The 19,142-nt window shown below is 72.4% G+C and carries 14 protein-coding genes and 1 pseudogene; 12 read left to right on the top strand and 3 right to left on the bottom strand.

What is annotated here, in order from left to right; genetic code table 11:
• Window positions 1-352, bottom strand: a pseudogene (locus ACFQ6N_RS32020) (RNA-guided endonuclease TnpB family protein); the annotation flags it as partial.
• Between the two features lie 202 nt (window positions 353-554).
• Here ACFQ6N_RS32020 and ACFQ6N_RS32015 point away from each other — a divergent pair.
• The 3 genes from ACFQ6N_RS32015 to ACFQ6N_RS32005 all read left to right on the top strand — a co-directional run bounded on the left by ACFQ6N_RS32015 (window position 555) and on the right by ACFQ6N_RS32005 (window position 4,759).
• Window positions 555-1,460, top strand: coding sequence for a TIGR01777 family oxidoreductase (locus ACFQ6N_RS32015; RefSeq protein ID WP_380656718.1), 906 nt, complete (start codon window positions 555-557; stop codon window positions 1,458-1,460).
• A 493-nt stretch (window positions 1,461-1,953) separates the two neighbouring features.
• Complete coding sequence (locus tag ACFQ6N_RS32010) at window positions 1,954-3,285, top strand: FAD-dependent oxidoreductase (RefSeq protein WP_380656715.1); 1,332 nt, start codon at window positions 1,954-1,956, stop codon at window positions 3,283-3,285.
• Window positions 3,286-3,529: 244 nt separating this feature from the next.
• A complete protein-coding gene (locus ACFQ6N_RS32005; RefSeq protein WP_380656712.1) occupies window positions 3,530-4,759 on the top strand; it encodes a cation:proton antiporter in 1,230 nt (409 codons plus the stop codon).
• A gap of 172 nt (window positions 4,760-4,931) precedes the next feature.
• On the opposite strand, the gene ACFQ6N_RS32000 is transcribed toward ACFQ6N_RS32005, so the two are convergent.
• Entirely contained in the window at window positions 4,932-6,812 is a 1,881-nt protein-coding gene (locus tag ACFQ6N_RS32000; RefSeq protein ID WP_380656710.1) for a regulator, read from the bottom strand.
• Window positions 6,813-7,121: 309 nt separating this feature from the next.
• Between ACFQ6N_RS32000 and ACFQ6N_RS31995 the strand changes: the two genes are divergently transcribed.
• The 7 genes from ACFQ6N_RS31995 (at window position 7,122) to ACFQ6N_RS31965 (ending at window position 14,876) form a co-directional block, all read left to right on the top strand.
• A complete protein-coding gene (locus ACFQ6N_RS31995) occupies window positions 7,122-7,883 on the top strand; it encodes a 3-hydroxybutyrate dehydrogenase (protein ID WP_380656707.1) in 762 nt (253 codons plus the stop codon).
• Window positions 7,884-8,037: 154 nt separating this feature from the next.
• Window positions 8,038-9,417 carry an MFS transporter gene (locus ACFQ6N_RS31990; protein WP_380656704.1) on the top strand — a complete coding sequence of 460 codons (1,380 nt, stop codon included), beginning with the start codon at window positions 8,038-8,040 and terminating at the stop codon, window positions 9,415-9,417.
• A 162-nt stretch (window positions 9,418-9,579) separates the two neighbouring features.
• Window positions 9,580-11,478 (top strand): helix-turn-helix domain-containing protein, encoded by a 1,899-nt coding sequence (locus ACFQ6N_RS31985; protein ID WP_380656702.1) that lies wholly within the window; start codon window positions 9,580-9,582, stop codon window positions 11,476-11,478.
• A gap of 111 nt (window positions 11,479-11,589) precedes the next feature.
• A complete protein-coding gene (gene lipB, locus ACFQ6N_RS31980; protein WP_380656724.1) occupies window positions 11,590-12,363 on the top strand; it encodes a lipoyl(octanoyl) transferase LipB in 774 nt (257 codons plus the stop codon).
• A gap of 243 nt (window positions 12,364-12,606) precedes the next feature.
• Window positions 12,607-13,560 carry a lipoyl synthase gene (gene lipA, locus ACFQ6N_RS31975; protein WP_380656699.1) on the top strand — a complete coding sequence of 318 codons (954 nt, stop codon included), beginning with the start codon at window positions 12,607-12,609 and terminating at the stop codon, window positions 13,558-13,560.
• A gap of 231 nt (window positions 13,561-13,791) precedes the next feature.
• On the top strand, window positions 13,792-14,001 hold the full coding sequence (locus tag ACFQ6N_RS31970) for a hypothetical protein (protein WP_380656721.1): 210 nt from the start codon (window positions 13,792-13,794) through the stop codon (window positions 13,999-14,001).
• A 185-nt stretch (window positions 14,002-14,186) separates the two neighbouring features.
• A complete protein-coding gene (locus tag ACFQ6N_RS31965; RefSeq protein ID WP_380656696.1) occupies window positions 14,187-14,876 on the top strand; it encodes a DUF4191 domain-containing protein in 690 nt (229 codons plus the stop codon).
• Window positions 14,877-15,043: 167 nt separating this feature from the next.
• Here ACFQ6N_RS31965 and ACFQ6N_RS31960 read toward each other — a convergent pair whose 3' ends face one another.
• Window positions 15,044-15,511, bottom strand: coding sequence for an RDD family protein (locus ACFQ6N_RS31960; protein WP_380656693.1), 468 nt, complete (start codon window positions 15,509-15,511; stop codon window positions 15,044-15,046).
• A gap of 286 nt (window positions 15,512-15,797) precedes the next feature.
• Here ACFQ6N_RS31960 and glnA point away from each other — a divergent pair, with 286 nt between their 5' ends.
• Window positions 15,798-17,210, top strand: coding sequence for a type I glutamate--ammonia ligase (glnA, locus tag ACFQ6N_RS31955; protein WP_380656690.1), 1,413 nt, complete (start codon window positions 15,798-15,800; stop codon window positions 17,208-17,210).
• A gap of 433 nt (window positions 17,211-17,643) precedes the next feature.
• Window positions 17,644-18,228 (top strand): endonuclease domain-containing protein, encoded by a 585-nt coding sequence (locus tag ACFQ6N_RS31950; protein WP_380656687.1) that lies wholly within the window; start codon window positions 17,644-17,646, stop codon window positions 18,226-18,228.
• Window positions 18,229-19,142: the final 914 nt, after the last annotated feature.

Below are 19,142 nucleotides of genomic sequence, written 5' to 3'. Positions count from 1 at the left end.
CCAGGTTCCAGGTCAGCATCCGGTCATCGAACGGCTGCGCCGCATCGTCGCGGAACCCGATCGGCTTCGACTGCGCCTTCCGCAGGGCCTTGCCCATCAGGTGTCCGTTGCGGATGTTCCCGCGCAGCGTGTTGTAGGCGTCCACGACCTTCTTGACGGTCCGTACGGCGGCCTGGGCGCCGAGGTCGAACTCGTTCTTCAGTCGGTAGTACACCTCGTCCTGCAAGTCGTTCCGGCGCATCTTTCCCGTCCGGAACGCCACCTCCGAGGCGGCACACGCGCCCCGGTTGCAGGCGCGCAGTGTCGCAGCCATCGCGTCCGCGTCGTACGCGGACCGAGGCAGCAACTTCACCTGCGCAACAATCTTCACATCAACGAACCTAGTACGCCCGGACTATCTGACGCAAACTCAGAAACCACAGGCCGTAACCACCGCGGTCCGCCTTGACGACGAATCGCTACCCCCTGTCCCGCTACGCGGGCAATCCAAGACCTCCCCGGCCTGAAGAGCCGGGGCTTCCTTGGAGGACTCGATGAACTGCGAGGATGGACGCATGCGCATCGCTGTCACGGGTTCCACGGGTTTGATCGGTTCGGCGCTCGTCCGCTCCCTGCTGGCGGACGGCCATGAGGTGGTCCGGCTGGTCCGGCACCGGTCCAGGACGGGCCCGCAGCCCGACGGCAGCACGGCGATCGGGTGGAACCCGTCGCGCGGCGAGGTCGACCGGGACGGACTGGCCGGGGTCGCGGCCGTGGTGCACCTGGCCGGCGCCGGGGTCGGCGACCACCGCTGGACGGACTCCTACAAGCGGGAGATCCGGGAGAGCCGGGTCCACGGCACCGAGACCCTGGCCGTCGCACTGGCCGGGCTGAAGGAGCCGCCGCAGGTGCTCGTGAGCGCCTCCGCGGTCGGCTGGTACGGACAGACCGGCGACCGGGTCATCGACGAGGACTCCCCGGCCGGCGACGACTTCCTCGCCGAGGTCTGCGTGGAGTGGGAGGCCGCCGCCCGGCCCGCCGAGCGGGCCGGGATCCGGGTCGTCCACCCGCGCACCGGGATGGTGCTGTCCTCGGCCGGCGGGGCCGGCGGGCGGCTCTTCCCGCTGTTCAAGCTGGGCCTGGGCGGGCGGCTCGGCAGCGGGCAGCAGTACTGGAGCTTCATCTCGCTGCACGACGAGGTGGCCGCGCTCCGCTTCCTGCTCGACCACGACGACCTCTCCGGCGCCTTCAACCTGACGGCGCCGAACCCGGCGACCAACGCCGAACTGACCGCCGCACTCGGGCGGGCGCTGCGGCGGCCGACGCCGTTCCCGGTGCCGGAGGCGGTGCTCAAGGCGGTGCTGGGCGAGCTGGCCGTCGAGGTGGTCGGCAGCCACCGGGTGGTGCCGAGGCGCCTGCTGGACGCGGGCTTCCGCTTCACGCACCCGGACGTGTACTCGGCGGCGCTCGCGGCGCTCTGAGGCGGCGGCGCGGGGACGGGGCTGCGGCGCGGCTCGGGGCTGCGGGAGGCCGCGGCGGGGCGGCGGCGGGGCGGCGGCACGGGGCGGCAGCGCTCTGAGGCGGCGGGGGTAGCGTTCGCGGCCGGACGCGCCCCGCGGTGACGTCCTCGCGCCGCCCGGACGTACTCCGGCTACGGCATCCGCCCTGGCCAGGGGCATATGCCGGGCGGAGGTCGGACGGGGCTCCGGGAGGGGGCGCACGGGAGCACACGGCGGGCGCGTCGCACGCCCCCGGTGACCGTACGCGCCCGCCGACCCCGAACCCGGCGGTCACGGCGCACTGTCCGTGACCGCGTCCCCGCCCGGTGTCGCACAACCCCTCCCGGCCCCCGAATCCGGCCCGGCCCGCTTGTCTGATGCTCACACTGACTGGGCATCACCCTCCTCGGACCGTGTCCCGGCACCCCGCTGCCTGCGTCGGCCGGAGCCCCGGGACCAGGGAGGGAGCACGCCCGTGCCCACGTACGACTTCACCCGCCGCGCCCGTCGGCCGTCCGATCCGGACGTCGTCGTGGTCGGTGCCGGACTCGCGGGCCTGGCCGCCGCCCGCGCACTCACCGGCCACGGCCTCACCGTCCGGCTCCTGGAGACCAGCGACCGGATCGGCGGCCGGATGGCCACCCGCGAACTGGACGGATTCCGCCTCGACGACGGCAGTCACCTGCTGAACACCGCCTTCCCCGAGCTGCGCCGGGTGCTCGACCTCGACCGTCTCGACCTGCGCCTGCTCGCGCCCGGCGTACTCGTGCACAGCGGCGGCCGCCGCTACCGCGCCGGGGACCCGCAGCTCACCGCCGCCCGGCAGGCCGCCACCCGGGCCCCGCTCGGCAGCCCGCTGGACAAGGCCCGCCTGGGCAGCTGGCTCGGCCGGCTCGCCACCACCCCGGTCAGCCGGCTGCAAGCCCGGCCCGAGACCACCGCCGCCCGCGCACTGGCCGGCCACGGGCTCGCCCCCCGCACCGTCGACGGCTTCCTGCGCCCCCTGCTCAGCGCGCTGCTCAGCGATCCCGCGCTCGGCACCAGCAGCCGGGTCGCCGACCTGGTGCTGCGCTCGTACGCCCGGGGACGGCTCTGTCTGCCCGCCGGCGGGATCGCGGCCGTGCCGGCCCAACTGGCCGCCGCCCTGCCCGCCGGCACCGTCCGCACCGGGGTGCAGGTCACCTCGATCACCGCGGACGGCGTGGAGACCCTCGCCCACGGGCGGATCGGCGCCCAGGCCGTCATCGTCGCCACCGACGCCCGCTCCGCCACCGGACTGCTGCCCGGCCTGCGGCTGCCGGCCTTCCACCCCGTCACGACCTTCTACCACGCGGCCGACCGCGCTCCCGTGGGCGAGGCCGTCCTGCTGCTCGACGGCGACCGGCCGAACGGGCACCCGCCCCTGGTCTCGCACTCCCTGGTGCTCAGCGAGCTGCACCCGTCCTACGCCCCGGCCGGCCAGGCCCTGATCGCCACCACCGTGCTCGGGCGGCGCGCCTTCGACGCGGGCGGCCCGGCCGGACTGGAACCGGCCGTCCGGACCCGGCTCGCCGAGCTGTACGGCACCACGACGGCGGACTGGCAGTTCCTCAGCGTGCGGCACGTCCCGGACGCGCTGCCCGCGATGCCGCCGCCGCACAACCCCCGGCGCCCGGTGCGGCTGCTCGCCGGGCTGTACGCCGCCGGGGACCACCGGGACACCAGCACCGTGCAGGGCGCGCTGGTGTCCGGGCGGCGGGCCGCGCAGGCGGTGCTGCGCGACCTCGGCGTCCCGACCGACGCACGGGAGGCGGAGGCGGCGGCCTGAGGCCCCCTGGGGCGGCCTGGCGCGGCCTGCGCCCGTCGGGGCGGCCCGGGGCTCCCGGCCGGGGGCGGGGTCGGGACCGGTCCGCGCCTCCGGACACGCCAGCGGCCCGCCGGGGTGACGGACCGGCGGCGTGCCAGGATGCCGAGGTGACCGCTCTGACCGTTTCGACCGCTCCGGCCGTTTCAACCGCTCTGACCGCTCTGACCGCTCATCGGATGGAATCGACCGTTCGGCCGGTTGCCCGGTGAGCGCCGGTGCCGCCCAGCCGCTGACCCTGGTACTGATCCCCGCCGCAGCCGTCGCCGCGCCACTGCTGGCCGACCGGCTGCTGCGGTGGGTCGCCGTCCCGACCGTCGTGGTCGAGATCGTGCTCGGGGTGCTGATCGGCCCGGACGTCCTGGACTGGGCGCGCGTCGACTCCCTGGTCGACGCGCTCTCCCAGTTCGGCCTGGCCATGCTGATGTTCCTGGCCGGGTACGAGATCGACTTCGGCAAGCTGCGCGGCGGCCCGCTGAAACGGGCGGGCGCCGCGTGGCTGCTCTCGCTGGTCGCCGCCCTCGGCGTCGGCGCGCTGGTCAACCCGGACCCGCTGAACGGCGCCTTCGCGGGGCTGGTGCTCACCACCACGGCACTCGGCACGATCCTGCCGATCCTCCGCGACTCGGGCGAACTCCCCACGCCCTTCGGCTCCCTGGTGATGGCCACCGGGGCGGTCGGCGAGTTCGGGCCGATCATCGCGATCGCCGTGCTGCTCAGCGGCAACTCCCCCGTGCGGACCGCGGTCATCCTCGGCGCCTTCGCGGTGATCACCACCGTCGCCGTGCTCGGCGCCCGCCGGCCCCGACCGGCCTGGGCCACCCGGCTGATCGAACGGACCCTGCGCACCTCCGGGCAGTTCGCCATCCGCGCGGTGATCCTGGTACTGGCCGTCATGGTCGCCGCCGCGCTCTGGCTCGACCTCGACATGCTGCTCGGCGCCTTCACCGCCGGGATCGTCTCCCGGCTGCTGCTCTCCGACATCCGGCGGGCGGAGGAGGAGGTGATCGAGGCCAAGCTGGAGAGCATCGGCTTCGGCTTCCTGGTGCCGATCTTCTTTGTGGTCAGCGGGATGAACTTCGACCTGGACGCACTGCTGGACGACCCGGGCACGCTGCTGCTCGTGCCGGTGTTCCTGCTGCTCTTCCTGGTCGTGCGCGGGCTGCCCGCCGGGCTGCTCGCCCCGGCCGGGCTCGGACGGCGCGACCGCGCGGCGCTCGCGCTGTACGGGGCGACGGCGCTGCCGCTGGTCGTGGTGATCACCACCATCGAGGTGGACGACGGCCACCTGCCGTCCTCGACGGCGGCGGCGCTGGTCGGCGCCGGGATGCTGTCGGTGCTGGTGTTCCCGCTGGCCGCGCAGCGGGTGCGCGGTGGCGAGCGGCCGCCGCCGGCGGCGGGGGACGGGAGGCCGAGGGTCCGGGCCGAGAGCTGGTGAGGGCTCGGCCCGGACCTCGCACGGAACGGCCCGGGTCCTGAGCGGCCCGGGGCTTGGACGATCCAGGGCTTGGACGGCCCGGGTCCCGAGCGGCCGGGGGTTCCGGGTGGCCGGGTCCTGGACGCCGGGGGCGTCGGGTGACCGGGGCTCCGCGCCGCCCCGGCTCGCCCGGTCAGATCACCCCGGCCTGGCGGGCCGTCTCCTCGAAGGCGCGGGCCACCGGGCTGCCGCGGTACGGGGTGAGCCGGCGGTGGAAGTCGCGGACGTACTCCAGCGAGCGGGCCGAGCGCATCTCCCCCGCCGCCCGCAGCGCGTCGGTGGCCATCGTGCAGGCCTCGTCGAGGTCGCCCATGCCGAGCCGGGCGGTGGCCAGCACCAGCCGGCAGAAGATCCGACTGCGGGCGTAGGCGGGCGAGCGCAGCCGCAGCGACTTCTCGGCGTGCTGCGCGGCGGTGCGCCACTGCTGGAGGTCCCGGTAGCAGTGGGCGAACTCGTCGGAGAGCTGCGCCTCGTCGAAGTACCGTGCCCAGGAGGGAAGTTCGTCGCCGGTGCGGGCCGCCGCCAGGGCCCGTTCGGCCCGCACCAGGGCGGTGGTGCAGGAGCGGACGTCGCCGAGCAGGCCGTGTCCGCGCGCCTCGGCGGCGTGCATCAGCGACTGGAAGACCGGCGGCACGGCGGTGCCGACGCCCTGCTGGGCGACCCGGGCGAGCTGGACCGCCTCCCGGCCGTGGCCGAGGTGCACGGCCTGCTGGCTCATCGTCACCAGCACGTAGCCGCCGAGCGCGCGGTCCCCCGCGGCCTGGGACAGGCGCAGCGCCTGGACGAAGTAGCGCTGGGCGAGGCCGTGCGCGGCGATGTCGAAGGACGTCCAGCCGGCCAGCCGGGTCAGGTCGGCGACGGCGCCGAACAGGGCCCGGCCGATCTGCTCGCCGTAGCGGCCGCGCAGCATCGGCTCGGCCTCGCTCTCCAGGTAGCGCACCAGTGCCTGGCGGGCGTGGCCGCCGCCGTAGGCGTGGTCGAGCGCGCGGAAGAGGTCGCCGACGGCCCGGATGGCGGCGATGTCGCCTCGGCCGACCCGCAGGGTGGGGCGGGACTCCCGGGCCGGGTCGGTGTACGGGGGCTCGACGGCGGTCGGCGGGCGGCGGCTCTGGGTGGGCACCCGGCCGATGGTGGGGGCGGTGCCGGTCGTCCCGGTCGTCCCGGCCGTGCTGCGCGCGACGGGCGTGCCGGGGGCGCCGACGGCGGGGCCGCGCGCCGGGCCTGCGGGAGGCGCGCCGGGCGCGCTCTGCGCGGGTGCGCCGGTGACGGCGGCCGGGGTCGCGCCGGCGGGCGGCGGACCGGTGGCGGCGTCCGGGCGGGCGAGGGTGGAACCGTCGCGGGCGACCCGCTCGTCGGTGCGGCCGATCAGCCAGTCCCGGCTGGGCACGACCAGGCCGGCCGGGGTGAAGGCGATCCGGCGCAGCTCTGACTGGGGCCCGTTGTCCTTGCGCCACATGCTCGCCACGATGTCCACCGCTTCCTGCGGGGTCTCGGCGAACTCCAGACCGGCGTAGACCGGGGCGCAGGCGTCCAGGCCGAGGTCCTGGGCGGTGAGGCGGCGGCCGAGGCGGCGGGTGAAGACCTCCGCGATCAGGGCCGGGGTGGCGCCGCGGGGCTGCTGGCCGCGCAGCCAGCGGGTGACCGAGGTCTTGTCGTAGCGCAGGTCGAGGCCGTGCTCCAGGCCGAGCTGGTCGACCCGGCGGGCCAGGCCGGCGTGCGAGAAGCCGGCCTCCTCGATCAGCGCGGCGAGCTGGCCGTTCTGCGGGGACGGGCCGGTGTGGCCGGTGCCCCGGGCGGGCGCGGCGGGGGGCTCGCGCCGGTCGGGTGCGGCCTGCTCGGGCAGCCGGAGTCCGTCTGCGGCCGGGGCGTCGGCGGTCAGCGTGTCGCCGGTCTGGGCGTCGGGGGCCATGGCGTCGGGGGCGTCCGGAAGGCTCCGGCCGACCGGACCTCGGGGCCGGCCGAGCGGGTCGAGCGGTCCGTACGCCGGGCTGTCGGTTGCAGGCCGTTGGGGCATGTCTGTCAACACCTCTCGGACGTCGCACCGGGCTCTACCAGCACTTCGGCTGCCTGGGGCGGCGCCCCCTGTCGGGAATCGGCGTGAATGTAGCGAGCATTCGGGCGCTATGGGCGGATCTGACCGAGCAATCCTCCGAACGGGTGAAGCAACCGCGCCCATTGTGGGGAAGCGGGACCGGGGGCGGTTTGGCGTTCCGCCGTCGAACCGTCGAGCGAGGTGGGTAGTGGTCACCGCTACAGCAGGGCGGCATGCTGTGGTGTCCCGCCACATGGGAGCCGGACCGTCGGATTCCTACCGTTCTCGGCCATGGACACCACTACAGCCCGCCCGCTCGACGGCCGGACGGCCCTCGTCACCGGCGCCGCCTCGGGCATCGGCCGGGCCTGCGCCGAGGCCTTCGCCGGGGCCGGCGCCCGGGTCTACGTCGTCGACCTCGCGGCCGGTCCGGCCGAGGAGCTCGCGGAACGGATCGGCGGGCACGCGATCGTCACCGACCTCTCCGTCCCCGAGGCCGTGGACGCCCTGCCGGACGACGCCGACATCGTGGTCAACAACGCCGGGCTCCAGCACGTCGCGCCGGTGCACGAGTTCCCGCCCGACCGCTTCACGCTGATCCAGCGCGTCATGGTCGAGGCCCCCTTCCGGATCCTGCGCCGGACCCTGCCGCACATGTACGAGCGGGAGTGGGGGCGGGTCGTCAACATCTCCTCCGTCCACGGCCTGCGGGCCAGCCCCTTCAAGTCCGCGTACGTCACCGCGAAGCACGCGCTGGAGGGCCTGAGCAAGACGGTCGCCCTGGAGGGTGCGCCGTACGGCGTCACCAGCAACTGCGTCAACCCGGGCTACGTCCGGACTCCCCTGGTGGAGAAGCAGATCGCCGCGCAGGCGCTCGCCCACGGCATCCGGGAGGACGAGGTCGTCGAGCAGATCATGCTCGACCGCACCGCGGTGAAGCGCCTCATCGAACCCGACGAGGTCGCCCAACTCGCCCTCTGGCTCTGCTCCCCCGCTGCCTCGTACATCACCGGCGCCAGCCTCCCCGTCGACGGCGGCTGGACCGCGCACTGACCGGCGGCGGCTGGACCGCGCACCAGCGACGGCCGGATGGCGGCGGACGCCGTGCCCGGCTCGCACAGCCCGTGCTCCACCCACACGGGACTCCGCCCGGCGGATTCCTCCCGTGTGGCGACATCGACTCCCCCGGCCCCGGAAGTGGTGGCACATGAACGCCTCTGCAAGCGGTACGGCTGCCCGCACCTCACTCCCCCGAGTGGTGGCCGCCAGCCTGATCGGCACGACCATCGAGTGGTACGACTACTTCTTGTACGGCACGGCCGCGGCGCTGGTGTTCGGGAAGGTGTTCTTCCCGCACAGCGATCCGCTGACCGGCACGCTGCTGTCCTTCCTGACCTACGCGATCGGGTTCGCGGCCCGGCCGCTCGGCGCCCTGGTGTTCGGGCACTTCGGGGACCGGGTGGGGCGCAAGAAGCTGCTGGTGGTGAGCCTGCTGCTGATGGGCGGCTCGACCACGGCGATCGGGCTGCTGCCGACCTACGACTCGGTCGGCGTCGCCGCGCCGGTGCTGCTGACCACGCTGCGGCTGGTGCAGGGGTTCGCGCTCGGCGGCGAGTGGGGCGGGGCCGTGCTGCTGGTGTCCGAGCACGGGGACCAGCGGCGGCGGGGGTTCTGGGCGTCCTGGCCGCAGGGCGGGGCGCCCGCCGGGAACCTGCTGGCGGCGGGGGTGCTGTCGCTGATGACCTCGGTGCAGTCGGACGCGGCGTTCCTGTCGTGGGGCTGGCGGGTGCCGTTCCTGCTGTCGGCGCTGCTGGTCGGGGTGGGGATGTGGATCCGGCTCGCGGTGGACGAGTCGCCGCTGTTCCGGGCCGCGCTGGCGGCGCAGCAGAGCCGGAAGACCGTCGAACAGCCGCCGCTGGTCAGCGTGTTGCGCAACCACTGGCGCGAGGTGCTGGTGGCCATGGGCGCGCGGATGGCGGAGAACATCTCGTACTACGTGATGACCACGTTTGTGCTGACGTACGCGGTCACGCACGCGCACTTCGACAAGCAGAGCGCGCTGAACGCCGTCCTGATCGCCTCCGCGATCCAGTTCGCGCTGATCCCGCTGTTCGGCGCGCTGTCCGACCGGGTCGGGCGCAAACCGGTGTACCTGGTCGGCGCGGTCGGGGTCGGCGTCTGGGCGTTCGTGTTCTTCGGGATGGTGGACGGCGGGTCGTTCGGGTCGCTGCTGCTCGCGGTGACCGTCGGCCTGGTCTTCCACAGCGCCATGTACGCGCCCCAAGCCGCCTTCTTCTCCGAGCTGTTCGCCACCCGGATGCGGTACTCGGGCGCCTCGATCGGGGCCCAGTTCTCCTCGGTCGCGGCCGGCGCCCCCGCCCCGCTGATCGCCACCGCACTGCTCAAGGACTACGGCAGCGCCACCCCGATCTCGGTGTACGTGGCGATCGCGGCCGGGGTCACCGTACTGGCGGTGCTCTGCGGACGGGAGACCAGAGGACGGGACCTCGCCGAGGTCGAGGAGCGGGGCGGACCGGAGGGGCAGCCCGCCGACGCCGGGGCGGCCGGGAAGCCCGCCGTCGCCTGACGACGGGCAGCCGGAGGCCGGGCTTCCGGGAGACGGGCCGCCGACGGACGGGCTTCTGGAGGACGGGCGGCCCGAGAACGCGCAGCCGGAGGCCGCGGGCCGAGCCGCTACCATCGCGATTCCCCTGAATCGACGGACCGACGCCGATTGGCGGCACGCACCATGAACCACCCCCAGGAAAGCGCCGCGCCCGCGCTGCGGCGGCTGCTCGACCTGCTCGCCTCGGGCGCCGCCACCGAGGACTTCGCCGACGTGCTGGCCGACGCCCGCCGCCGCGGGGCGCCGGCCGCCGTCCTCGCCGAGATCGACGACGCCACCTGGCAAGCCCTGCGGGTGCACCGCACCCTGCGTCAGCACCGGCGCCGGGAGACCGAGTTGACCGCGCTCTTCGACACCGCCGGGGACCTCGCCGCCTCCCGGGAGCTGGACACCGTGCTCCAGGCCATCGTCCGCCGGGCCCGGATGCTGCTCGGCACCGACACCGCGTACCTGACCCTGCCGGACGAGGCCGCGGGCGACACCTACATGCGGGTCACCGACGGCTCGGTCTCCGTCCTGTTCCAGACCCTGCGGCTCAGCCTCGGCGACGGCCTGGGCGGACTGGTCGCGCAGACCGCCCGCCCGTACGCCACCCCCGACTACCGCACCGACGAACGCTTCCACCACACCGGCACCATCGACGCGGGCGTGCTGGACGAGGGCCTGGTGGCGATCATCGGGGTGCCGCTGCTGCTCGGCGGGCAGGTCATCGGGGTGCTGTTCGCCGCCGACCGCTCGCCGCGCGCCTTCTCCCCCGACGAGGTCGCACTGCTCTGCACGCTCGCCGCGCACGCCGCGATCGCCCTGGACACCGCCAAGTCCCTGGCCGACACCCGGGCCGCGCTCGCCGAACTGAACGCCGCCAACGAACTCGTCCGGGCCCACTCCGCCGCCGTCCAGCGCGCCGAGCAGGCGCACGACCGGCTCACCGACCTGGTGCTGCGCGGCGCCGAGGTGCCCGACGTCGCCGCCGCCGTCGCCGCGCTGCTGGACGGGGAGATAGCGGTCCTCGACGCCGAGGGCGAGCCGCTGGCCGGACGGTCCGCGCCCGCCGCCGAACTGGCCGGAGCGGTCGCCGCCTCCCGCGCCGAGGGCCGGTCCGTCCGGCACGGCGAGCTGTGGGTCTGCGCGGTGCTGGCCGGACACGACGCGCTCGGCACCATGGTGCTGCGCGGACGGCCCGGCCTGGACGACGCCGACCGGCGGCTGTTCGAGCGGGCCAGTGTGGTGACCGCGCTGCTCCTGCTGCTGCGCCGCTCGGTCGCCGAGACCGAGAACCGGGTCCGCGGCGAACTGCTCACCGACCTGCTCACCGCCCCCGGACGCGACCCCGCCGGCCTCACCGCGCGCGGCCGCCGGCTCGGCGTCGACCTCGCCCGGCCGCACCTGGTGCTGGTCGCGGAACCCGCCGACCCGGCCGGCGACGACCGCGGACGGCTGGCCGGCGCCGCCCGGCGCTACCTGTTCGGCTCCCGGGGCGTCAGCGCCGAGCACGCCGAGGCCGTGGTCCTGCTGGTCCCGGACGCCGACGACCCCGAGGAGACCGCCCGGCAGGCCGCCGAGCGGCTGGCCCGGCTGGCCGGGTTCCCGGTCACCGTCGGCGCCGGACGCCCGTCCGCCGGCCCGTCCGCGCTCGCCGCCTCGTACGCCGAGGGCCTGCGCTGCGTCCGGGCCCTGCGGGTGCTCGGCCGCGCCGGGGAGGGCGCCTCGGCCCGCGCCCTCGGCTTCCTCGGCGTGCTGCTCGGCGACGGCCACGACGTGGACGGCTTCGTCGGCGCCGCCCTCGGCCCGCTGCTGGTCTACGACGCCCGGCGCGGCACCGAGCTGGTCCGCACGCTGCGCGCCTACTTCGACTGCGGCGGCAGCCTCACCCGGGCCAAGGACGAGCTGCATGTGCACGTGAACACGGTCGTCCAGCGGCTGGACCGGGTGGAGGCGCTGCTCGGGCCCGACTGGAACCACCCGGAGCGGTCCCTGGAGCTCCAGCTCGCGCTGCGGCTGCAGTTGCTGGCCGACGGCTGAGCGGGAGGGCCGACGGGGACGGTTCGGGCTGGGCGTACAGTGGCGAGGTTGGTCTCTCGAACGCCTGGCAAGGAGCTCAAAGCGGTGAGCGAGAACGTGCGTTTTGTTCACATGGGCATAGGTGAGCGCACCGTGCCCTATCAGGAGGCGTGGGAGGAGCAGCAGCGGCTGCACGCGCTGCGGGTCGCGGACGAGATCCCCGACACCGTCCTGCTGCTGGAGCACCAGTCCGTGTACACCATGGGCAAGCGCACCAACCCCGCCGACCTGCCGCTGGACGGTACCCCGGTGGTCGAGGTCAACCGGGGCGGGGAGATCACCTGGCACGGCCCCGGCCAGCTGGTCGGCTACCCGATCGTCAAGCTGCCCGACCCGATCGACGTGATCGCCTACGTCCGCCGGCTGGAGGAGTCGCTGATCCGCGCCGCCGACGGGTTCGGCGTCGGCACCGCCCGGGTCGAGGGCCGCAGCGGCGTCTGGGTGCTGGGCCGGTCCATCCCGGACGCCGTGGTGGACCCGGCGCAGGTGGTGGACATCGGCAAGCTGACCCTGCGGATGGGCCTGCCGCTGGGCATCGACCCGCGGCTGGCCGGCCCCGAGTACGCGCCGTCCAACGCCGGACAGCGCGGCGACGACCGCAAGCTCGCCGCGATCGGCGTGCGGGTCGCCCGCGGGGTCACGATGCACGGCTTCGCACTCAACTGCGACCCGGACATGACCTGGTTCGACAAGATCGTTCCGTGCGGCATCCGGGACGCGGGCGTGGCCTCGCTCTCCGGCGAGCTGAACCGCCGGCTGTCCGTCGCCGAGGCGGCGCCGGTGGTCGAGCGGCACCTGGCGGAGGTCTTCGCCGAGCTGCCCGATCCCGCGCCCAGCCGGCGCTGAGCCGACGCCCGGCCGGGCCCGGGCCGGCGCCCGGCCGGAACCGCGCCGACATCGGGCCGGTACCGCACCGGCGCCCGGCCGACATCGGACCGGTACCGGAGCGTTTCGCACCCGCACCGAGCCACTGGGAATCTACTGACCGGTAGCCGTGTTGCCCTGCGATTGCAGGGCGGCAGGCCCGGCAAAGGCCGTACAACCACAGGCGTACCCTGGGGGTACCCCGTCTAGTTCTAGGAGTCGCACGTGTCCGCTGTCGCGCCCGACGGCAGGAAGCTGCTCCGCCTGGAGGTCCGCAACAGCGAGACCCCCATCGAGCGGAAGCCCGAGTGGATCAAGACCCGCGCGAAGATGGGCCCGGAGTACAACGCCCTCCAGTCGCTGGTGAAGAAGGAGGGGCTGCACACGGTCTGCCAGGAGGCCGGCTGCCCCAACATCTTCGAGTGCTGGGAGGACCGCGAGGCGACGTTCCTCATCGGCGGCGACCAGTGCACCCGCCGCTGCGACTTCTGCCAGATCGACACCGGCAAGCCCGCCGAGTTCGACCGCGACGAGCCGCGCCGGGTCGCCGAGTCCATCGTCACCATGGACCTCAACTACGCCACCATCACCGGCGTCGCCCGTGACGACCTGGAGGACGGCGGTGCCTGGCTGTACGCCGAGACCGTGCGCCAGGTCCACGCGATGACCGCCGCGCGCGAGGCCGGCCGCACCGGCGTCGAGCTGCTCATCCCCGACTTCAACGCGGTGCCCGAGCAGCTGGCCGAGGTCTTCTCCTCCCGCCCCGAGGTGCTCGCGCACAACGTCGAGACGGTGCCGCGGATCTTCAAGCGGATCCGCCCGGCGTTCCGCTACGAGCGCTCGCTGGACGTCATCACCCAGGCCCGGGCGGCCGGGCTGGTGACCAAGTCCAACCTGATCCTCGGCATGGGCGAGACCCGCGAGGAGGTCAGCCAGGCGCTCGCCGACCTGGTCGGCGCCGGCTGCGAGCTCATCACCATCACCCAGTACCTGCGCCCCTCGCTGCGCCACCACCCGGTCGAGCGCTGGGTCAAGCCGCAGGAGTTCGTCGAGCTCCAGCAGGAGGCCGAGGAGCTGGGCTTCGCGGGCGTCATGTCGGGCCCGCTGGTCCGCTCGTCGTACCGGGCCGGCCGGCTGTACCGGCAGGCGCTGGAGCGGCGCGCGCAGGCCGGCGTCTGACGGTCGTCTGCGGGCGGTCGGTCGTCTGCGGGCGGTCGTCTGCGGGCGGTCGGCCACCGGCTTCCGGTGACCCCGCCGGAATCGAGCCATGCGAAGGGCGGAGCCACGGCTCCGCCCTTCGGGGTTTCACCACGCTTTGACTGCCTGGTCACGGACTGGTAACACGGGGTGGGGACGATGGACGCCCAGCAAGCGTTCGATTCTTCTCAGCCACGAGAGGAGCTGTTCGGCATGGAGATGCGGATCCGGTCGGTGGGGGTGGCGCTGCGGTTCGCCGAAAGCGTCCTGCTGGCGCCCGGCCAGCGGCACGCGCGGCGCAACGCCTGGACGGCGGTGTGCGAGGACCGTCGGCACGCGGCGGACCGGCGGCACGACGCGACGGAGAGCGGGACGGCCGGCGGTGCGGCGGGGACGGCGGGAGCCCGGTCCGTACGGCGGTGACGGCACCGTCCCGACGGATGTGACGGCGCGTCCGTACCCCGGGGAGGCCGGGCGTCGCTCAGCGCGACGCCGACCCCGCCCCAGCGTCGCTGTGCGCGACCGAGTACGGGCACACGGGTCACGGTTCGGGCGAACGGGTACCCGGGCTTGGATATCCCGTACCCGTGCCACGTACCATGAGCGTTATGGCGAGGGAAACATCCGAGAACCCCGGGCGGCTGAAGCAGATCCGCTTGGCATACACCATGACCAAGAAGGTCGACACCAAGATCGGCCTGATCATCGCCGGCGTCGGCCTGCTGACCTTCGGCGTGTTCCTCGCCATCGGCTTCGCGATCGACCACCCCGTCTACCTGGGGATCCTGGGCTTCATCGTGGCCGTACTGGCCATGGCGATCGTCTTCGGGCGCCGGGCCGAGCGCGCGGCGTTCGGACAGATGGAGGGGCAGCCGGGCGCGGTCGCCGCGGTGCTGAACAACATCCGGCGCGGCTGGAGCTCCAACACCACCCCGGTCGCGGTCACCCGCAACCAGGACGCGGTCTACCGCGCGGTGGGCCGGGCCGGCATCGCGCTGATCGGCGAGGGCAACCCGAACCGGGTCCGCCAGCTGCTGGCGTCCGAGAAGAAGAAGATGGCCCGTGTGGTCGGCGACGTGCCGGTCCACGACATCGTGGTGGGCACCGGCGAGGGTGAGATCCCGCTGAAGAAGCTGCAGATCCACCTCATGCGCCTGCCCCGCGCCATCTCCGCGGCCCAGGTCACCGAGACCAACGACCGCCTGCGCGCGCTGGGCGACCTGCTCTCCAAGGCGCCGATCCCCAAGGGCCCGATGCCCAAGGGCGCCCGGATGCCCAAGGGCGGCCAGGTCCGCTGACTTTCCCCCCTACGACACGGAACGGCCCCGCCGCGGAAACTCCGCAGCGGGGCCGTTCCGTTGTTTCCGGCCGTTCCAGGTGTACGGCGTTCCGCTCGTGCCGACAGACAGCCCGCAGGCCCCGACCTCGGGATCCGGACCTCGGACCCCGACGTCAGGCCCGGACCTCAGATCCGGACCTCGACGGTGCCGACGGCCTTGTCGTGCAGGCCCCGGGTGTCGCGGTCCCAGACCAGCGGGGGCACCACCAGGCAGAGCAGCAGGGTGCGCAGCAGGACCTGCGGGATGGTCGCGCGGCCGCCGTCCAGGCGGATCACCCGCAGGCCGAACAGCCGCTTGCCGACCGTGGTGCCGGTCGTGGCGAGCAGCAGGGCCACGACGACGAAGTACAGCGGGCTGGTCCACAGGTTGGCCTCGGCCTGGTCGCCCCGGGCGATGAGCCCGTAGGAGATCAGCGCGACCAGCCAGCCGTCGACGAACAGCGCGCCGATCCGGCGACCGGGCCCGGCGATCGAGCCGGAGCCCTGCTCGGGCAGTCCGAGGCGCTCGCCGCGATAGCCGAAGTCGGTGCCCATCTTCTCGGCGGCCGCCTTGGGGCCGTCGATCCACGATCCCAACGCTTCTCTGGTGTCCACGAATCCACACTAACCGGGCTGACGGCCCGCGCCGTCACCGGCACCCCTCCGGACGGGGTGCCGTCCCCGACCGGGTGAATCCTGCGGCCGGGCGTTCCCGGCGGCTTTCCAAGTGGTCCAGACCACTTGGAGACACCCGCCCAGGTGGGCGGGGTGATTTGCCCCGTCCCGTACGCCTTTGCCACCCGCCCGGGGGGCGCGGTTAACATCTAGGAAACGAGCGGGTCACCGACTGGAAACGCCCCATTCCTAGGGTGAGCCAAATTCGCAACACCGAGGAGGATGGATGTTCAACAACGCCGCCGAAGTGAAGCAGTTCATCCAGGACAACGACGTGAAATTCGTCGATGTCCGTTTCTGTGACCTGCCTGGCGTCCTGCAGCACTTCTCCGTACCTGCGGCGACCTTCGATCCGTCCGAGATCCTGATGTTCGACGGCTCGTCGATCCGCGGTTTCCAGGCCATCCACGAGTCCGACATGGCCCTGGTCCCGGACCTCGCCACGGCCCGGCTCGACCCCTTCCGGACCGAGAAGCACCTCAACATCAACTTCTTCATCCAGGACCCGGTCACCGGCGAGGCGTACAGCCGCGACCCGCGCAACGTCGCCAAGAAGGCCGAGGCCTACCTCGCCTCCTCCGGCATCGCCGACACCGCGTTCTTCGGCCCCGAGGCCGAGTTCTACGTCTTCGACTCGGTCCGCTTCGAGACCAGCGCCAACGCGTCCTTCTACCACATCGACTCGGAGGCCGGCGCCTGGAACAGCGGCACCGCCGAGGGCGACGCACGCGGCTACAAGGTCAAGTACAAGGGCGGCTACTTCCCCGTCCCGCCGGTCGACCACTTCGCCGACCTGCGCGCCGAGATGTCGCTGGAGCTGGCCAAGGCCGGACTGGAGGTCGAGCGCCAGCACCACGAGGTCGGCACGGCCGGGCAGGCGGAGATCAACTACAAGTTCAACACCCTGCTGCACGCCGCCGACGACCTGATGCTGTTCAAGTACATCATCAAGAACGTCGCCTGGCGGAACGGCAAGACCGCCACCTTCATGCCGAAGCCGATCTTCGGCGACAACGGCTCGGGCATGCACGTCCACCAGTCGCTGTGGACCGACGGCTCGCCGCTCTTCTACGACGAGCAGGGCTACGCCGGACTCTCCGACACCGCCCGCTACTACATCGGCGGCCTCCTGCGGCACGCCCCCTCGCTGCTGGCCTTCACCAACCCCTCGGTGAACTCCTACCACCGCCTGGTGCCGGGCTTCGAGGCGCCGGTCAACCTGGTCTACTCGCAGCGCAACCGCTCGGCCGCGATCCGCATCCCGATCACCGGCTCCAACGCCAAGGCCAAGCGCATCGAGTTCCGCGCACCGGACCCGTCCTCCAACCCCTACCTGGCCTTCTCCGCCATGCTGATGGCCGGCCTCGACGGCATCCGCAACAAGATCGAGCCGCTGCAGCCGGTCGACAAGGACCTCTACGAGCTGGCCCCCGAGGAGCACGCCAACGTCCCCCAGGTGCCCTCCTCCCTCCCGGCCGTCCTGGAGGCCCTGGAGGCCGACCACGAGTACCTGCTCGCGGGCAACGTCTTCACCCCGGACCTGATCGAGACCTGGATCGACTTCAAGCGCACCAACGAGATCGCCCCGATCGCCCTGCGCCCCCACCCCCACGAGTTCGAGCTCTACTACGACCTCTAGATCGGCCTCCATGGGCCACTTGGCCAGGGGCCCCTTTCATGGCCTCTGACCTGCGAAAACGCCTCTCAGAAGCTCTCGCTTTTACTCGCCCGTCCTCGCCCTCGTGTGAAACGAGTGTGAAATGGCGACGCCAGTAGCTAACGAGGCGTCAGTCAAACTGATCGGCCTCGGGGCCCGTTGCTCTCGCCACAGAGGGTGACGGGCCCCACTTGCGTCATCTCCTGAGCCTTGGACACCCCCCGCCAGTCACTCACACTCCGCCCTGACGCTGAACGGTGCCGCCCTCGCAGTCGGTCGCCCTGCCCGCCACCAGCCGTCACGGCTGACCTGGGTCAGTTGTCAGTGCAGCCAGCCATGATGCAATCGGGCTCGTTTGCGCAGGGTAGGCGAGCGACTACTTTGCGAGGGCCAGTTGATCGCTGACTCTTCCGTCATGACTCCCGACTTCGTGGAGCAGGTGCTGGCCGCGCGAGCCATTGTGAGGCGCGACTGGGTGGGAGCCCGCTGTGAAGCAGCCAGCAGCTGCAATGGACACGTCGCAGCAGGGACACCTTCCTGCCACCAATGCATGACCGCCGAGGAGCGGGAAGGTGTGATCTTGCTGCGCCGATGGGCAGAGCCGTTTGTCAATCGATGGCTGCCGCACATCTGGCCGGCATGCTGGTTTTGGCCGCTCCCCGACACGGGAGGAGCGCACTGGGCGTCGGATACCGCCTCCCTGTTCGATTGGCAGCAGGGTCGCTGTGCGATCTGTTGGTGGCGGGAAGATCAGTCCGCGGTCGGCCGCCTCCGAGAATTCAGATTGGTTCAGGACCACGATCACGCCACCGGCATGCTGCGTGGCTATCTTTGCATCTGGTGCAACGCATCCGAAGGCCACCACACTACGGATGGCCGATTTCTGAACTATCGACTCCGTCCACCTGCCAGATTGTTGGGAATCCGATTCCGATACGGCCGCAAGGCGCGGTCGCATCAAGAATCACCGGGCCAGCTTTCTTTCGGCGACGCATTCTAGCCGATCCTCGGTGTGCAGTAATGTCTGGCTCCACTGCTACGCCCTTCTGTTATTAGGCAGCTACCGGCGGAGCATCCGCCCCCGGCGCGATCCGCAGCTGGCCAACGACATCCGTCGAACCGATCTCTAGCGAAAGAACGTCGAATGTTGATCGCGCGATCAATGCGCGCCTGGAAATCCTTCCAACTCCAGATGGAGCAGATGGGTGCAACCCTCCTGGAAGACGACTGGCTCGGCGCCAGATCACCACACCGCGCGATCTGCCGCAACGGCCACCAGACGGCCCCTACACCAAGCAATGTAAAGAAGGGCCAGGGAATCTGCCTGACGTGCGTCGGCCTCGACCCTGAGGTGGCTTGGCGGGATTTCCGAGATCACATCGCGGAGTCGGGTGGGACCGTAGTTGAACCACACTGGCTCGGCGCCTTGACGGGCCATCGGGTGATCTGTTCCGCAGGACATGCGAGCACGCCGAGGCCGAACAACGTGCAGCAGCGCGGCGGATTCTGCCCAACTTGTGTAGGCCGCGATTCGGAGACGGCATGGGTGGCGTTCCAAGACCGTGTGGCCGAGCAAGGCGGGACTGTCCTCGAACAGGACTGGCTTGGGAACAGCGTTCCGCATCGAGTGCGCTGCGCTCAAGGCCATACCGGCACACCAACGCCGAGTGCCGTGCAACAGGGAGGTGGAGTTTGCGCCGCATGCGCCAGACGGAGCCCATCAGCGGCCTTCATAGAATTCCATCGCCTAGTGGCAGAGCAGAGCGGGCAGGTTCTCACAAGAAAGTGGCTTGGAGCAAAATTTCCCCACCTCGTCCGGTGCGAATTCGGTCACCAATCCACTCCGACCCCCAGCGACGTAAAGCGCGGTCAGGGAATCTGCTCGGCATGTGCGGGAAAATCTTGGGACGTCTT

It is taken from the genome of Kitasatospora sp. NPDC056446, assembly GCF_042796115.1.
Taxonomy (GTDB): domain Bacteria; phylum Actinomycetota; class Actinomycetes; order Streptomycetales; family Streptomycetaceae; genus Kitasatospora.
The sequence above is the reverse complement of the archived record's forward strand: the minus strand, read 5'-3'. Positions and strand labels throughout refer to the sequence as shown.

Excerpts from the sequence above, each read along its gene's own strand:
- ACFQ6N_RS32015 (WP_380656718.1), top strand. The coding sequence starts at position 555 with ATGCGCATCGCTGTCACGGGTTCCACGGGTTTGATCGGTTCGGCGCTC.
- ACFQ6N_RS32000 (WP_380656710.1), bottom strand. The coding sequence starts at position 6,812 with ATGCCCCAACGGCCTGCAACCGACAGCCCGGCGTACGGACCGCTCGAC.
- ACFQ6N_RS31995 (WP_380656707.1), top strand. The coding sequence starts at position 7,122 with ATGGACACCACTACAGCCCGCCCGCTCGACGGCCGGACGGCCCTCGTC.
- ACFQ6N_RS31990 (WP_380656704.1), top strand. The coding sequence starts at position 8,038 with ATGAACGCCTCTGCAAGCGGTACGGCTGCCCGCACCTCACTCCCCCGA.
- ACFQ6N_RS31985 (WP_380656702.1), top strand. The coding sequence starts at position 9,580 with ATGAACCACCCCCAGGAAAGCGCCGCGCCCGCGCTGCGGCGGCTGCTC.
- lipB (WP_380656724.1), top strand. The coding sequence starts at position 11,590 with ATGGGCATAGGTGAGCGCACCGTGCCCTATCAGGAGGCGTGGGAGGAG.
- ACFQ6N_RS31970 (WP_380656721.1), top strand. The coding sequence starts at position 13,792 with ATGGAGATGCGGATCCGGTCGGTGGGGGTGGCGCTGCGGTTCGCCGAA.
- ACFQ6N_RS31965 (WP_380656696.1), top strand. The coding sequence starts at position 14,187 with ATGGCGAGGGAAACATCCGAGAACCCCGGGCGGCTGAAGCAGATCCGC.
- glnA (WP_380656690.1), top strand. The coding sequence starts at position 15,798 with ATGTTCAACAACGCCGCCGAAGTGAAGCAGTTCATCCAGGACAACGAC.
- ACFQ6N_RS31950 (WP_380656687.1), top strand. The coding sequence starts at position 17,644 with ATGACTCCCGACTTCGTGGAGCAGGTGCTGGCCGCGCGAGCCATTGTG.